This window comes from Mycobacterium sp. IDUB_36 (genome assembly GCF_055419225.1).
Genome location: NZ_JBVAXH010000001.1, coordinates 2,110,168 through 2,125,864, shown reverse-complemented (window position 1 = coordinate 2,125,864; position 15,697 = coordinate 2,110,168). Strand labels below are relative to the sequence as shown.

At 65.4% G+C, this 15,697-nt stretch carries 15 protein-coding genes; 13 read left to right on the top strand and 2 right to left on the bottom strand.

Annotation, left to right across the window (positions count from 1 at the left end):
* The first annotated feature begins 52 nt into the window (after positions 1-52).
* Positions 53-937 carry an alpha/beta fold hydrolase gene (locus ACZYW1_RS10370; protein ID WP_463785488.1) on the top strand — a complete coding sequence of 295 codons (885 nt, stop codon included), beginning with the start codon at positions 53-55 and terminating at the stop codon, positions 935-937.
* Between the two features lies 1 nt (position 938).
* Here ACZYW1_RS10370 and ACZYW1_RS10365 read toward each other — a convergent pair whose 3' ends face one another.
* Entirely contained in the window at positions 939-1,556 is a 618-nt protein-coding gene (locus ACZYW1_RS10365) for a TetR/AcrR family transcriptional regulator (RefSeq protein ID WP_463785487.1), read from the bottom strand.
* Between the two features lie 112 nt (positions 1,557-1,668).
* On the opposite strand from ACZYW1_RS10365, the gene ACZYW1_RS10360 reads away from it, so the two are divergent.
* Complete coding sequence (locus ACZYW1_RS10360; RefSeq protein ID WP_463785486.1) at positions 1,669-2,997, top strand: cytochrome P450; 1,329 nt, start codon at positions 1,669-1,671, stop codon at positions 2,995-2,997.
* A gap of 11 nt (positions 2,998-3,008) precedes the next feature.
* The gene (locus ACZYW1_RS10355) at positions 3,009-3,461 is read left to right on the top strand and encodes a PaaI family thioesterase (RefSeq protein ID WP_463785484.1); all 453 of its coding nucleotides are present in this window, start codon (positions 3,009-3,011) and stop codon (positions 3,459-3,461) included.
* Here the strand turns inward: ACZYW1_RS10355 and msrA are convergent.
* The gene (gene msrA, locus ACZYW1_RS10350; RefSeq protein WP_463785482.1) at positions 3,458-3,976 is read right to left on the bottom strand and encodes a peptide-methionine (S)-S-oxide reductase MsrA; all 519 of its coding nucleotides are present in this window, start codon (positions 3,974-3,976) and stop codon (positions 3,458-3,460) included. The genes ACZYW1_RS10355 and msrA overlap by 4 nt on opposite strands.
* A gap of 108 nt (positions 3,977-4,084) precedes the next feature.
* On the opposite strand from msrA, the gene ACZYW1_RS10345 reads away from it, so the two are divergent.
* The 10 genes from ACZYW1_RS10345 (at position 4,085) to ACZYW1_RS10300 (ending at position 15,679) form a co-directional block, all read left to right on the top strand.
* Positions 4,085-4,600: a nuclear transport factor 2 family protein gene (locus tag ACZYW1_RS10345; protein WP_463785480.1), complete on the top strand. Its 516-nt coding sequence runs from the start codon at positions 4,085-4,087 to the stop codon at positions 4,598-4,600.
* On the top strand, positions 4,597-5,628 hold the full coding sequence (locus ACZYW1_RS10340; protein ID WP_463785479.1) for an NAD-dependent epimerase/dehydratase family protein: 1,032 nt from the start codon (positions 4,597-4,599) through the stop codon (positions 5,626-5,628). The genes ACZYW1_RS10345 and ACZYW1_RS10340 overlap by 4 nt, the downstream gene beginning before the upstream one ends.
* 248 nt (positions 5,629-5,876) lie before the next feature.
* On the top strand, positions 5,877-6,680 hold the full coding sequence (locus tag ACZYW1_RS10335; RefSeq protein ID WP_463787784.1) for an MlaE family ABC transporter permease: 804 nt from the start codon (positions 5,877-5,879) through the stop codon (positions 6,678-6,680).
* Between the two features lies 1 nt (position 6,681).
* Positions 6,682-7,551 carry an ABC transporter permease gene (locus ACZYW1_RS10330; protein WP_463785478.1) on the top strand — a complete coding sequence of 290 codons (870 nt, stop codon included), beginning with the start codon at positions 6,682-6,684 and terminating at the stop codon, positions 7,549-7,551.
* A gap of 3 nt (positions 7,552-7,554) precedes the next feature.
* The gene (locus ACZYW1_RS10325) at positions 7,555-8,784 is read left to right on the top strand and encodes an MCE family protein (protein WP_463785477.1); all 1,230 of its coding nucleotides are present in this window, start codon (positions 7,555-7,557) and stop codon (positions 8,782-8,784) included.
* Positions 8,781-9,821, top strand: coding sequence for a virulence factor Mce family protein (locus tag ACZYW1_RS10320; RefSeq protein WP_463785476.1), 1,041 nt, complete (start codon positions 8,781-8,783; stop codon positions 9,819-9,821). The genes ACZYW1_RS10325 and ACZYW1_RS10320 overlap by 4 nt, the downstream gene beginning before the upstream one ends.
* The gene (locus tag ACZYW1_RS10315) at positions 9,818-11,362 is read left to right on the top strand and encodes an MCE family protein (RefSeq protein ID WP_463785474.1); all 1,545 of its coding nucleotides are present in this window, start codon (positions 9,818-9,820) and stop codon (positions 11,360-11,362) included. The genes ACZYW1_RS10320 and ACZYW1_RS10315 overlap by 4 nt, the downstream gene beginning before the upstream one ends.
* Before the next feature lie 6 nt (positions 11,363-11,368).
* Positions 11,369-12,913 carry a virulence factor Mce family protein gene (locus ACZYW1_RS10310; RefSeq protein ID WP_463785473.1) on the top strand — a complete coding sequence of 515 codons (1,545 nt, stop codon included), beginning with the start codon at positions 11,369-11,371 and terminating at the stop codon, positions 12,911-12,913.
* Between the two features lie 50 nt (positions 12,914-12,963).
* Positions 12,964-14,127 (top strand): virulence factor Mce family protein, encoded by a 1,164-nt coding sequence (locus tag ACZYW1_RS10305; protein WP_463785471.1) that lies wholly within the window; start codon positions 12,964-12,966, stop codon positions 14,125-14,127.
* Between the two features lie 4 nt (positions 14,128-14,131).
* A complete protein-coding gene (locus ACZYW1_RS10300; RefSeq protein ID WP_463785470.1) occupies positions 14,132-15,679 on the top strand; it encodes an MCE family protein in 1,548 nt (515 codons plus the stop codon).
* The last annotated feature ends 18 nt before the right edge of the window (positions 15,680-15,697 follow it).

Genomic DNA, 15,697 nt, shown 5'->3' with positions numbered 1-15,697 from the left:
ACCACTGCACTGTGGTTCCGGTCCGTTGTGTTGATCGGCTACGTTGCAATCCATGGTGCAGATGCCCGCGCTCGACGGTGTCGATCACACCTACATCGAACTGGGCGCGGGCGTGACGATCCACGTTGCCGAGGCCGGTCCCGCCGACGGGCCGCCGGTGATGCTGGTGCACGGCTTCCCGGAGAACTGGTGGGAGTGGCACGAATTGATCGGGCCACTGGCCGCCGACGGGTACCGCGTGCTGTGCCCCGACTTGCGCGGCGCCGGTTGGAGTTCGGCGCCCCGGTCGCGCTATCTGAAGAACGACATGGCCGACGACCTGGCTGCGGTGCTGGACCGGCTGGGCGTCGGGCCGGTGACATTGGTCGCCCATGATTGGGGCGGCCCGGTCGCGTTCATCATGATGCTGCGCCACCCGGCGAAAGTGACCGGGTTCCTGGGCTTCAACACCGCTGCCCCGTTCGTCAAACGCGACCTGTCGTCGGTCCGCAACATCTGGCGGTTCTGGTACCAGGTCCCGATGATGTTGCCGGTCATCGGACCGCGGCTGATCGCCGACCGCAAGGCACGGTATTTGAGGATGCTGGCGTCGTGGGTCGGCGCCGGGTTCCAGGTTCCCGTTGACGACGTCGCCCTGTATGTGGAATGCATGAATCAGCCGGGCCACGCCGTCGCCGGCTCACGGTGGTACCGGACGTTCCAGAGCACAGAGCTGTTGCGTTGGCTGCGAGGCGAATTCGACGACGTGCGGGTCGGGGTGCCGGTTCACTGGGTGAGCGGCACCGAGGACCCGGTACTGACCCCGGATCTGCTGGACGCATACGCCGCGCACATCGACGACTTCGAGGTCGAGCTGGTCGACGGCGTCGGCCACTGGATCGTCGAGCAGCGGCCCGATCTGGTGCTGGACCGGCTGCGGCGCTTCCTGGCGTCGTAGCTCAGCCGCGATAGCCGAGCATCGCGACTGCGGCCTGCACCGCCGGCTCGACGATGTCGCGCACGCTGTAGCCGTCCTCGACCGCCTGCGCCGTCAGCTCTCGCAAACCGCCGACCAGGATCACGGCCTTGGCCGGCGTCAACGGCGACAGGTCGGCGTTCTGCACGGCGGGGGTGTCGCTGAGTGCCACCAGCAGGTTGGTCAGCAGTTGGGTATTGCGTCGCTGAGACGGCCGGGCCGTGGCGTCCAGCGACGGCATCTCACGGATCCACGCCAACGTGAGGGCAGGGGTGGATTCGATGTGGGCGACATAGGCCTCGACCGCCTGACGGATCTGGGTCTGCCAGTCCGCCCCGGTGTTGACCGCCGCGCTGATCTGTTCACCGAGCAGTTCGACACTGGCGTGAAGCAATTCGTGGAAGCACTGCTCCTTGCTGTCGAACTGGTCGTAGAAGGTCCGCTTGGAGGTGCGGGCGTGCCGGACGATGTCGGCGACCGTGCTGGCCCGGTATCCGCGCTCGTCGATCGCGGCCGCCAAGCCGTCGAGCAGCCGTTGCCGGAACGGATCGATGTCGGTCGATTCGGTCGAAGGCGCGTCGTCGGCGACGGTCGTTGCCACGGCGCCCCTTTCGACGTCAGCCCCTTGCCAGCTCTTGGTACCAGACGGTACCGTACCGGACAGAATCGTGGTACGGCGCAGTACCACGCTGCGACGTTGGGAGTGCACCACCATGAGCACCGTCGAAACGCATGTGGCTCCGGCCGCGTCCGCCATTGCGCTGCCCCCGGGCCCGCGGATACCAAAGGTGCTGCAGGGCGCGGCATTCGGATTCTTCCGGCGACCGCTCGTCAACCGGATCGCCCAGCGCTACGGCGACGTCTTCTCGTTGCACGTACCGATCTACGGCCCGATCGTGCTGGTGGCCGACTCGCAACTGGCCAAGCAGATCTTCACCACCAGCCCGGAGGTGCTCGGCAACATCCAGCCCAACCTGAGCCGGCTGCTGGGCTCGGGATCGGTATTCGCGCTGGACCGCGAGGATCATCGGCAGCGCCGTCGGCTGCTGGCCCCGCCCTTCCACGGCAAGAGCATCAAGAACTACGAGACGATCATCGAAGAGGAGACGCGACGCGAGATCGCCACCTGGCCGCAGGGGACACCGTTCGCCACGCTCCCGTCGACCATGCGGATCACGCTCAACGCGATTCTGCGCGCGGTCTTCGGCGCCGAGGGCGCCGATCTCGACGAGCTACGCCGCATCATCCCACCGTGGGTCACGCTCGGCTCGCGGCTGGCGACCCTGCCCAAACCACCTCGCACGTATGGCCGTTACACGCCATGGGGCCGGCTGGCGGAGTGGCGGGCACGCTATGACGCGATCGTCGACAAGCTGATCGACGACGAACGTGCCGACCCGTATTTGGAGGACCGCACCGACGTGCTGGCGCTGATGCTGCGCAGCACCTACGAAGACGGGCTGGCGATGTCGCGCGAGGACATCGGCGACGAACTGTTGACTCTGTTGGCGGCCGGGCACGAAACCACTGCCTCCGCGCTGGCCTGGGTGTTCGAGCGGGTGAGTCGGCATCCCGGCGTGCTGACGGCGCTGTCCGCCGAGGCCGACACCGAGGACAACGAATTGCGTCAGGCCACCATCCTGGAGACGCAGCGCAGCAGGACCGTCATCGACGCCGTCGGACGCCACGTCCATGCGCCGACGTACGAACTCGGCGACTGGTCGATCCCGCGCGGGCACACCATCATCGTCAGCATCTCGCGGCTACACGGCGACCCCGATCTGTTCCCGCAGCCCGAACGGTTCGACCCACAGCGCTTCGTCGGGGCCAAGCCGCCCAGCTTCGCCTGGATTCCCTACGGCGGCGGCACCCGTCGCTGTGTCGGCGCGGTGTTCGCCAACGTGGAGATGGACGTGGTGCTCCGAACGGTGTTGCGCCACTTCACGATCGAAGCCACGAACGCTCCGGCGGAGAAGTTGCACTGCCGCGGTGTGGCCTACACCCCGAAGGACGGCGGAAAGATCGTGGTCCGGCGGCGCTAGGATTTGCGATCGTGAGCGACCAGCTAGTCGAGATGATGAACAGCGCGCTGGGATCGACGATTCCCACCGCGCACAACATGGGCGTGCAGGTCGTCGAGGCTCGACGGGGCTTTGCTGCGACGACCGTCCCGGTCGAGGGCAACGGGAACCACTTCGGCGTGATCTACGCCGGTGTGCAGTTCACCGTGGCCGAAATCCTGGGCGGCATCGTCAGTTTGAGCACGTTCGACAGCGCCAAGTACTTTCCGCTGGTCAAAAACATCGACATCTCGTTCGTCGCGATGGCCAAATCGCAGTTGCGAGCCGAGGCCAGCCTCGACGAAGAGACCATCGCGCGGATCGAAGCCGAGGCCGCCGAGCGGGGCAAGGCGGATTTCACCCTCGACGCCACGGTGATCGACGCCGACGGCAAGACGGTAGCGACCAGTCGCGGGCTGTATCAGCTCCGCGCGATCGGCAACTAGCTCTCGACGCCCGCCCGCCGCGGCAGTTTCCAGCCCGGGCGGATGAAGTGACAGGTGTAGCCGTTGGGGTAGTGCTGCAGGTAGTCCTGATGTTCCGGCTCGGCCTGCCAGAAGTCGCCGGCGGGGCTGACCTCGGTGACCACCTTGCCCGGCCACAGGCCGGAAGCCTCGACGTCGGCAATGGTGTCGAGCGCGACCCTGTGTTGATCCTCGTCGAGGTAGAAGATCGCCGAGCGGTAGCTCGCCCCGACGTCGTTGCCCTGGCGGTTCTTGGTGGTCGGGTCGTGGATCTGGAAGAAGAACTCGAGAATGGCCCGGAAGTCGGTGTGCGCCGGGTCGAAGATGATCTCGATGGCCTCGGCGTGGGTGCCGTGATTGCGGTACGTGGCATTCGGTACGCGTGGGTCGCCGGTGTAGCCGACTCGGGTCGCCACCACACCCGGCTGCTTGCGGATCAGATCCTGCATTCCCCAAAAGCAGCCGCCGGCCAGAATTGCCTTGCTGAAGTCCGTCATCTCTCGATTATTCCGTGTCACGCCGCGCACTGCCAGAAGTGCCGGTCGGACGTTTTGCGTTCCGGCTATTGCTCGACAAACCGCGATAGAACGTGTTCTAGTTTCTGCGTGAACCAGGTTTTTTCCCGGGACGAACTCGCCGCCGCGTTCGCCACCTTCGAGCAGACCGTCGCCCGTGCCGCCGAGACCAAGGACTGGGACCAGTGGGTGCAGCACTACACCCCGGACGTCGACTACATCGAGCATGCGGCCGGCACCATGAAGGGCCCCGACGAAGTGCGCGCCTGGATTCGCAGGACGATGACGACATTTCCCGGAAGCCACATGACCGAATTCCCCGCACTGTGGTCGGTGATCGACGAGACCACCGGGCGAATCATCTGCGAATTGGACAACCCGATGCGCGATCCGGGCGACGGAACGATCATCAGCGCCACCAACATCTCGATCGTCACCTACGCCGGCGACGGCAAGTGGTCGCGGCAAGAGGACATCTACAACCCACTGCGCTTCATGCAGGCTGGCATCAAGTGGTGCAAGAAAGCCGAACAGCTTGGCACGCTTGACGATGACGCCGCCCAATGGCTGAGCCAATACGGCACACTGCTCGGAGGACAACAGTGACCGCCCCCAAGCTGGTGATCGGCGCCAACGGATTCCTGGGCTCGCACGTCACCCGCCAACTGGTCGGCACCGGTGCCGACGTCCGCGTGATGGTTCGCGCGGGCGCGAACACCCGCAGCATCGACGATCTCGACGTCACCCGTTTCCACGGCGACGTCTTCGACACCGCCGTCGTGCGCGAGGCGATGGCCGGCTGCGATCAGGTGTACTACTGCGTGGTCGACACCCGGGCCTGGTTGCAGGACCCAGCGCCGTTGTTCCGCACCAACGTCGACGGTCTGCGCAACGTCCTCGAGGTCGCCGTCGAAGAATCGGTCGCTGCCTCGTTACAGCGTTTCGTGTTCACCAGCACCTACGCCACGATGGCGCGCCGGCGCGGCCACGTGGCGGACGAGAGCGAGCAGATCGACCGCCGCGGGCTGACCCCATACGTGCAATCGCGGGTCCAGGCCGAGGATTTGGTGCTGCGGTACGCATCGGAGAAGGGGCTGCCCGCGGTGGCCATGTGTGTGTCGACGACCTATGGCGACGGCGACTGGGGCCGGACTCCACACGGCGCGTTCATCGCGGGGGCGGTATTCGGCAAGCTGCCGTTCCTGATGAACGGCATCGAGCTGGAAGTGGTCGGCGTCGACGATGCCGCGCAGGCAATGCTGATCGCCGCAGAGCGCGGCCGCAACGGCGAGCGGTACATCATCTCCGAGCGGATGATCGCACTCAAAGACGTGGTCAAGATCGCCGCCGACGAGGCCGGAGTGCCGGCACCGCGGCGGTCCATCTCGGTGCCGGTGCTCTATGCGATGGGGCTGCTGGGCAGTCTGCGCGCAAAGCTGACGGGTAAAGACGCCGAACTCAGTATGCAATCGGTACGGATGATGCGCGCCGAGGCGCCGGTCGACCACAGCAAGGCCAAACGCGAATTAGGTTGGGAGCCAAGGCCTGTCGAGGAATCAATACGCGAGGCCGCGCGATTCTGGGCCAGGCTGAAGAACGCGAAACGAAGTAGTAAAGCTACACCTGCCGAATAGCGGTCACGCCGAACGTTGCGGCGCGCGATCAGTTTTGGCCACTGCGATTTGGGTGCCGCGACCCCCGCGTGTCTGATGAAGCTGTAGTGATTTGTGTTACATAGTGTGACGCATGGTGAAGAAGTGGCCGTTGCGCTGACGCCTGCCGTGTGCCCAGATTCTCGCTACCATACCAAAAGGTATGGTAGCGTCCCGCGGATGATGCCGCAGCCATGGGTGAACCCACTCGCGGTCCGGGTGGGGCGAGGATGACGGCGACGGCGCCGGCCGGCCTCGCCAGTTACCTGCGTGAGCAACTCACGCCGCCGTTGACCACCGTCGGTGGATTCGCCCGGATGTGCACCCTCACCGGAAAAGCGTTGCTGCGCCCGCCTTTTCACTGGGACGAGTTCATCGTCCAGACGTGGTTCATCACCCGGGTCGCCTTACTGCCCACCATTGCGGTCTCGATTCCGTTGACTGTGCTGATCGTGTTCACCCTCAACACGCTGCTGGCCTCCTTTGGCGCAGCGGACATTTCAGGTGCCGGTGCCGCACTCGGCGCGGTGACTCAACTCGGGCCGCTGACCACCGTGTTGGTGGTGGCCGGGGCCGGGTCGACGGCGATCTGCGCCGACCTGGGTGCCCGCACGATCCGCGAAGAGATCGACGCCCTCGAGGTTCTCGGTATCGACCCCATCCACCGACTGGTGGTACCTCGGGTGGCTGCCGCCACCGTCGTCGCGACCCTGCTCAACGGCACCGTCATCACCATCGGCCTGGTGGGCGGATTCCTGTTCGGTGTCAAACTCCAAAACGTCTCGGGCGGTGCGTATCTCGCCACACTCACCCTGGTCACCGGGTTGCCCGAAGTGCTGATCGCAATGGTCAAGGCCGCCATCTTCGGGACGATCGCGGGTCTGGTCGGCTGCTACCGGGGACTGACCACCAAAGGGGGGCCCAAGGGCGTCGGTGTCGCCGTCAACGAGACGCTGGTGCTGTGCGTGCTTGCGCTGTTCGCGGTCAACGTGGTGCTGACCACCATCGGTGTGCGATTCGGGACGGGCCGCTGACATGTCGACCGCCGCCGTTGTTCGGGCACGCTTTCCCCGCACCGTCGCGAACGTCAATCACTATGGAGGCGGCGCTATCCGGGGTGTCAATAAAGCCGGGCATCTGACCCGGTTCTCGATCAACAGTGCGTGGTCCACCGGCTGGGCACTGCGCCGCTACCGCCGGGAGACGCTGCGGCTGATCGCGCAGATCGGCATGGGCACCGGGGCGATGGCGGTCGTCGGCGGCACCGCCGCGATCGTTGGTTTCGTGACGTTGTCCGGCGGTTCGCTGATCGCCATCCAGGGATTCGCCTCGCTCGGCAACATCGGTGTCGAGGCGTTCACCGGGTTCTTCGCCGCGCTGGCGAACGTCCGGGTCGTCACCGCGGTGGTGACCGGAGTCGCGCTGGCGGCGACGGTCGGCGCGGGGGCGACCGCCGAGCTCGGCGCGATGCGAATCAGCGAGGAGATCGATGCCCTCGAGGTGATGGGGATCAAATCGGTGGCCTTCCTGGTGTCCACCCGGCTGATGGCCGGGCTGGTGGTGGTCGTGCCGCTCTATGCGATGGCCCTGGTGATGTCGTTTCTGTCCGGGCAGGTCGTCACGACGCTGTTCTACGGCCAATCGGCGGGCACCTACGAGCATTACTTCCGCACGTTCCTGCGCACCGAGGACGTCTTCTGGTCCGGCGGTGAGGTGATCGTCATGGCGGTGATCGTGATGATCACGCACTGCTACTACGGCTACAACGCCAGCGGCGGGCCGGTCGGTGTCGGCGAGGCGGTCGGCCGATCGATGCGTTTCTCGTTGGTGTCCACTGTGATCGTCGTCCTGCTGACCTCGCTCGCGCTGTACGGCGTGGACCCGAACTTCAACCTCACGGTGTAGCCGATGGTGACCGCGCGCCCGTCGACGAAGAAGGAACGAAAGACCCGCACCTGGCCGGATACCGCCGCGGGCATCGGTCTGTTCTTGACCTGTGCGTTGCTGCTCGCGTTGATATACGGGCAGTTTCGCGGCGACTTCACCCCCAAGACCGAGTTGACGATGCTCGCCGCGCGCGCCGGTCTGGTGATGGACCGGGGCTCGAAGGTCACCTACAACGGCGTCAGCATCGGCCGGGTGGCCGGCATCTCCGAGATCGAGCATCACGGGCAGCCGGCGGCACGCTTCACGCTCGACCTCGACCCGCAGTACGTCGACCTCATCCCGAGGAATGTGGTGGCCAAGATCCAGGCGACCACGGTGTTCGGTAACAAGTACGTCGCACTCACATCACCCAAAGACCCGACAGCACAGCGAATTACACCGGAATCAGTGATAGACGCCACGTCGATCACGACGGAGTTCAACACCGTCTTCGAGACGATCGTCGAAATCGCCGACAACGTCGACCCGGTGAAGGTCAACCTCACGCTCAGCGCCGCGGCGCAGGCGCTGAGCGGGCTGGGTGACAAGTTCGGACAGTCGATCGTCAACGGCAACAAGATCCTCGACCATGTCAACCCCCGGATGCCGGTGCTGCGCCACGACATTCATCAGCTCGCAGCGCTGGCAGACATCTACGCCAAGGCGGCGCCGAACCTGTTCGATGCGGTTGACAACGCCGTGACCACCGCCCGCACGCTCAACCGTCACCAAGCCGAACTCGATGCGGCGCTGCTGGCCGCCGTCGGGTTCGCCAACACCGGCAACGACATCTTCACCCGCGCCAAGCCCTACCTCGAACGCCTCATTGCCGACCTGAAGCCGACCGCCCAACTGCTGAATACTTATAGCCCGCAGGCATTCTGCACGATCCGCAATTTCGCTGAGATCGCGCCGAAGATCGGTCAGCTCGAAAGTGGCAACCACTACTCGGCGCAATTCGGTATCTCGATCACCGGAACGGAAAACCCGTACGTGTATCCGGATAATCTGCCGAGGGTCAACGCCCGAGGTGGCCCCGGCGGGAAGCCGGGATGCTGGGCGCCCATCTCACGCGATCTGTGGCCGGCCCCGTACCTGGTGATGGACTCCGGTAACAGCATCGCACCGTACAACCACTTCGAACTCGGTCAGCCTCTGGTCAACGAATACGTGTGGGGCCGCCAGTACGGGGAGTACACGATCAACCCATGAGAATCAACGGCACCCTCGCCCGGCTCGCCGCAGTCGTGTCTGTCCAATTGTTCTTCACCGCAGTGATCATCGTGGTGTTCGGGCAGATCCGGTTCGACCGCACCAACACCTATTCCGCGGAGTTCAGCAACGCCAGCGGCCTGCGCCCGGGGCAGTTCGTCCGCGCCTCCGGGGTAGAAGTGGGCAAGGTCAAGAAGGTCGACCTGGTCGAGGGTGACAAGCGGATCCGGGTGGAGTTCTCGGTCGACCGCTCCGTGCAGCTTTACCAGTCGACGACCGCGCAGATCCGCTACCAGGATCTGATCGGCAACCGGTATCTCGACATCGGCCGAGGTTCCGGGGAGAACTCGCAAAAGACCTTGGCGCCAGGCGGATTCATTCCGCTGGCGCGCACCCAGCCCGCGTTGGACCTGGACGCGCTGATCGGCGGATTCAAACCGCTGTTCCGCTCGCTCGATCCGCAGAAGGTCAACACGATCGCGTCGTCGATCATCACCGTCTTCCAGGGGGAAGGCGGCACGATCGACGACATCCTCGACCAGACCGCGCAGCTGACCGAGCGACTTGCAGAAAGCGATCAGACCATCGGCGACGTGATCCACAACCTGAACACCGTGCTGCAGACCACCGAGCGCCATCACGACCAACTCGACACCACCATCGACAAATTCGAGGGCCTGATCACCGGTCTGAAGGACCGGGCCGCCCCGCTGGCCGACGGGACCGCGCATATCAGCAATGCGGCCGGAACGGTGGCCGACCTGCTGGCCGACAACCGAACGCTGTTGCGCGACGCGATCACCCACTTGGACACCCTCGCCAGCCCGCTGAACGATCAGCGTGACCGGGTCGGGGACCTGGTGGGCAAGGTTCCCGCGGCGTTCAACATCATCGGCCGGTCCGCCGGCATCTACGGTGACTTCTTCAACTTCTACCTGTGCGACCTGTCGCTGAAAGTCAACGGGCTGCAGCCCGGCGGACCGGTCCGCTCGGTCAAGCTGCTCCAGCAGCCGTCGGGCAGGTGCACGCTGAAATGAGAACACTGCAGCCCGCCAACCGGGTCCGGGTCGGGGTACTCGCGATCGCCATCGTGGTTCTCGTTGTCGGTGTGGGACAGAGCTTCAGCAGTCTTCCGGTGCTGTTCGCCACGCCGAACTACTACGCGCAGTTCACCGACTCCGGCGGCGTCAGCAAAGGGGACAAGGTGCGCATCGTCGGACTCGATGTCGGCACCGTGCAGGACATGTCGATCGACGGCGATCACATCCTGATGAAGTTCACCGCCGGCACGCACACCATCGGCACCGAGAGCCGGGTGTCGATCCGCACCGACACGCTGTTGGGCAAGAAGGTTCTCGAGATCGAGCCGCGCGGCGCCACGCGGATGAGGCCGAACGACGTGCTGCCGTTGGGTCAGAGCACGACCCCGTATCAGGTGTACGACGCGTTCTTCGATGTCACCAAGGCCGCTGCCGGGTGGAACATCGACACCGTCAAAGAATCACTGAATGTATTGTCGCGCACCATCAATCAGACCTACCCTCATCTGAGCTCGGCGCTGGACGGGGTGGCGAAGTTCTCCGACATCATCGGCAAACGCGACGAGGAGCTCAAACACCTCCTGGCCGAGGCCAGGAAGGTGGCGGGCGTCCTCGGTGACCGCAGTAAGCAGATCAACTCACTGCTGCGCAACACCCAGACGCTGCTGGCGGCGTTCAACGAGCGCGGCAAAGCCATCGCGGCACTGCTGACCAACGTGTCGGCGTTCTCGACGCAGGTGCAGGGGTTGATCCACGACAACCCGAATCTGCACCATCTGCTCGAGCAGTTGCACGGCGTGACCGATGTGCTGGCCCAACACAAGAACGACCTGGTGTCCGTGCTCAATACACTGCGCAACTACACCGCGGCTCTCAGTGAGGCGGTCGGCTCCGGGCCGTTCTTCAAGGTGATGATCGGTAACCTGCTGCCGTACCAGATCATGCAGCCGTGGGTTGACGCGGCGTTCAAGAAGCGCGGTATCGACCCGGAGAACTTCTGGCGCAGTGCAGGATTGCCGGCCTTCCGGTACCCCGACCCGAACGGCAAGCGGTTCGCCAACGGTGCACCCCCGCCCGCGCCCCCGGTGCTCGAAGGGACCCCGGACCATCCCGGGCCGGCGGTGGCACCGGGCAGCCCGTGCTCGTATGCACCCCCCGCGGAGATGTCACCGCGGCCGGGCAACCCGCTGCCGTGCGCTGGGGTCGACCAGGGTCTGGGCCCGTTCGGGCCCAACGGGCCGTATCCGGCACTGCCCGATGTGCTTTCGTCGCGGCCCAACCCGAACGGCCCACAGCCGTCCCCGGGTGTGCCGGATGCCGGGGTGCACGGCCAGCCGGCGCCGAACGTGCCGGGTACTCCGGTGCCGCTGCCGCCCGATGCACCGCCTGGAGCACGCCGTGAGGGCCTGCAGCCTGCCGGGCCGCCTTCGGCTCAGTCGACGTTCGCGCCGGCGCTCCCCCCGGGCCCAGCGGCACCGCCCGGCCCCGGACCGCAGCTCCCGGCCCCTTTCCTGACACCCGGCGGAAACGGGGGATAGCGGACCATGAGCACCATCTTCGACATTCGCAAACTGCGCCTGCCGCAGGTCTCGAAGACCGCGGCCGTCATTGGGTCACTGGCGATCATCGTGGGACTCGTTGCCGCAGCAGCGGGTTGGCAGCTCTACGAAAAATTGACCAACAACACAGTGGTGGCTTACTTTCCGGCCGTCAACGCCCTGTACACCGGCGACAAGGTCCAGATCATGGGCATCCGGGTCGGAGCGATCGACAAGATCGAGCCCACCGGCGACCGGATGAAGGTGACGTTCCACTACCGCAACAAGTACAAGGTGCCCGCCAATGCGTCGGCAGTGGTGCTCAACCCGACCCTGGTGGCATCGCGAAGCATTCAACTGGAACCTCCGTACAAGGGTGGGCCGGTGATGGCCGACAGCGCGGTCATCCCGATCGAGCGCACTCAGGTGCCGGTGGAATGGGATGAGTTGCGCAACAGCGTCACCCACATCATCGACAAGCTGGGGCCGACCCCGGACCAGCCCAAGGGGCCGTTCGGCGACGTGATCGAGGCCTTCGCCGACGGGCTGGCCGGCAAAGGGCAGCAGATCAACACGACGCTGAACAGCCTGTCCGATGCGCTGGGCACGTTGGACGCGGGGCGCGGCGATTTCTTCGCGGTCGTGAAGAGCCTGGCGATGTTCGTCAACGCGCTGCACCAGGACGATCAGCAGTTCGTCGCGCTGAACAAGGATCTCGACCAGCTGACCGACAATCTCGTCAGCTCAGATCAGTCTGCCGCCAACGCAATTCGGGATACCGACAGCCTGCTGTCGACCGCGCAGGGATTCCTCGCCGAGAACCGTGATGCCTTGACCCACGACATCAACAATCTCGGCGACCTGACCACCGCGATCATGCAACCCGAGCCGCGTGACGGACTGGAGACCGCACTGCACATCCTGCCGAACATGGCCGCGAACGTGCTGGGGATCTACGAACCGGCGCACGGCGGATTGACCGGGGTGCCCGCATTCGTCAACTTCGCCAACCCGATGGAGTTCATCTGCAGCGTGATCCAGTCCGGCAGCCGACTCGGTTACCAGGACTCGGCGGAGCTGTGCGCGCAATATCTGGCGCCGGTGCTGGACGCGATCAAGTTCAACTACTTCCCCTACGGCATCAACTTGTTCAGCACCGCGGACGCGCTGCCGAAGAACATCGCCTACTCAGAACCCCGTCTGCAGCCACCGCCCGGTTTCAAGGACACCACCGTGCCGGGCATCTTCTCGCCGGATACCCAGTGGTCGCACCGCAATTCGGAGCCGGGCTGGATCGTGGCGCCCGGTATGCAGGGCGTGCAGGTCCAGCCGGCCACCAAGAATCTGCTGACGGCCGCGTCGTTGGCCGAGCTGATGGGTGGACCCGACATTCCCCCGCCTCCGCTCGGGCACACCATGACCGGACCGCCGAACGCCTACGACGAGAACAACCCGCTGCCGCCGCCGTGGTATCCGCAGCCGTTGCCGTCACCGGCGCCCGGTCCTGCGCTCGGCGCGGCGGAAGCAGGCGCACCGGGGCCGGGGCGATGAGGCGCGCGACGAGCGCGTTGCGCGCGAGGAGCAAGCCGAACCAGCAACCGATGAGGCGCGCGACGAGCGCGTTGCGCGCGACGCGGCGGATCGGCCGCCGGCTCTGGCAGACGCTGACGGTGCTGACGGCCGCGGTCGTGCTGACATCGTGCGGCAATTGGCGCGGCATCGCCAACGTGCCGCTCCCCGGCGGCCCCGGTAGCGGGCCGGGCTCCTACCAGATCTTCGTCCAGATGCCGAACACGATGGCGCTGAACGGAAACAGTCGCGTACTGGTGGCCGACGTCTTCGTCGGCACGGTTCGCTCGATCGACCTGAGGAACTGGGTCGCCACGTTGACCGTGGACCTGGACAAGGGTGTGCGGCTGCCGAAGAACGCCACCGCCAAGATCGGCCAGACCAGCCTGCTGGGTTCCCAGCACATCGAACTGGCGGCGCCGCCCGACCCGTCGCCGCAGCTGCTGAAAGCCGGCGACACCATCGCGCTGCGAAACTCGTCGACCTATCCCTCGACCGAGCAGACACTCGCCAGCCTCGCCATGGTGCTGCGCGGCGGTGGCATCCCCAATCTCGAGGTCATCCAGAACGAGGTGTACAAGATTCTGGCCGGCCGGGCCCAACAGATCCGCGACTTCCTCGGCAAGCTGGACGTTTTCGCCCGAGAGCTGAATCAGCAGCGCGACGACATCCGGCAGGCGATCGACTCCACCGACCGACTGCTCGGCTTCGCCGCGCGACGTGCCGACACACTGGATCGTGCGCTCACCGAATTCCCGCCGTTGGTCGAGCATTTCAACAAGCAGCGCGACCTGTTCGCCGAGACCGTCGAGGCGGTCGGCCGCGTCAGCAACGTCACCGATCAGACATTCCGCGCCGCCCGAGGCGACCTGCATCAGGACCTTCAGGAGTTGCAACGCCCGCTCAAGCAACTCGGCCGGTCGGCGCCGTATCTGGTCGACGCCCTGATGCTGTTGCTGTCGCCACCGTTCAACATCGACAGTGTGCCGAAAATCGTTCGCGGCGACTACATCAACGTCTCCGGTGCACTCGACCTGACGCTGAGCACCGTCGACAACGCGATCTTCACCGGCACCGGGTTCTCCGGAGCGTTGCGCGCTCTCGAGCAGTCCTGGGGTCGCGATCCGTCGACGATGGTGCCCGACGTCCGTTTCACGCCGAACCCGGCCGATGCACCGGTGGAGCGAGGCGAGTGATGCGATGCTGACCCGATTCATCCGCAATCAGCTGATTGTGTTCGCCGCCTTGACATTAGCCGCGATGATCGCACTCGGCTGGTTCTACCTGCGCATCCCGAGTCAGCTCGGTGTCGGCCAATATCGCTTGATCGCAGAGCTGCCGGCATCGGGCGGGCTGTACCGGACGTCCAACGTGACGTACCGGGGAATCCAGATCGGGCGCGTCACCAAGGTCGAGCCGACCGCCCACGGGGTCCGGGCGACCCTGAGCATCGACGATCGCTACAAGATTCCGGTCGACGCGTCGGCCAATGTGCACTCGGTATCGGCGATCGGTGAGCAGTACGTGGACCTGGTGTCGACCGGCGACCCGGGAAAGTTCTTCGCGCCGGGCCAGACCATCACCAAGGGCTCCGTGCCCAGCGAGATCGGACCCGCCCTCGACGCTGCCAACCGCAGCCTGTCCGTCCTGCCCAAGCAGAAGATCGCGTCGCTACTCGATGAAACATCGCTTGCCGTAGGCGGATTGGGGCCAGCACTGCAACGGCTCGTGGACTCGACCCAATCCATCGTCGGCGACTTCGAGGCCAATCTGTCCGACGTCGACGACATCATCGCCAACGCGGCGCCGATCATCGACAGCCAGGTGGATTCCGGTGACTCGATCGCGCAGTGGTCACGCAACCTCAAAGTGCTGACCGCCCAGATCGCCGACAACGACCCGCACCTGCAGAACGTGCTGGCCAAGGGCGCACCGACCGCCGATCAGGTCAACAGCGTGTTCAGCGACGTCCGAGAGTCGTTGCCGCAGACCATCGCCAATCTGGAAGTCGTGGCGGACATGCTCAAGCGCTACAACAAAGGGCTCGAGCAGTTGCTGGTGTTCCTGCCGGAGGTCGGCTCGGTGGCCCAGACGCTGATCGCGTCGGCGCCGGGATCGGTGCTGTTGAACCTGAACCTGTCGCTGAACAACCCGCCGCCGTGCCTGACCGGATTCCTGCCGGCCTCGGAGTGGCGTTCACCGGCTGATACCAGCGTGGCGCCGCTGCCGGCCGGAACCTATTGCAAGATCCCGCAAGACACCCAAGCCAATGACGTGCGCGGCGCCCGCAACTATCCGTGCGCCGACTTTCCCGGCAAGCGCAGGGCGACGCCGAAGGAGTGCCGCGACGGCAAGCCCTATGTTCCGCTGGGAACCAACCCCTGGTACGGATCTCCCGACCAGATCCGTAACTGCCCGGCACCGGGCGCCCGCTGCGACCAACCGGTCGACCCCGGGCGGGTGATCCCGGCGCCGTCGGTCAACAACGGCATGAACCCCGCCCCGGCCGACCGGCTGCCGAAGTCACCCGAGTTGACCAACGACCCACTGCAGCGGCCCGGTTCGGGATCCGTGCGCTGCAACGGCCAGCAGCCCAACCCGTGCGTGTACACGCCGGCCAGCCCGAGCGCGATCTACCTGCCGTCCAGCGGCGAGGTGTTCGGACCCGACGGCGCCAAGTACTCACTCGAAGACTCCCGCCACACCGGCGACAACGGGTGGAAGGACATGCTCGCGCCGGCCGGCTGAGTGGAATCGGGAATCTTG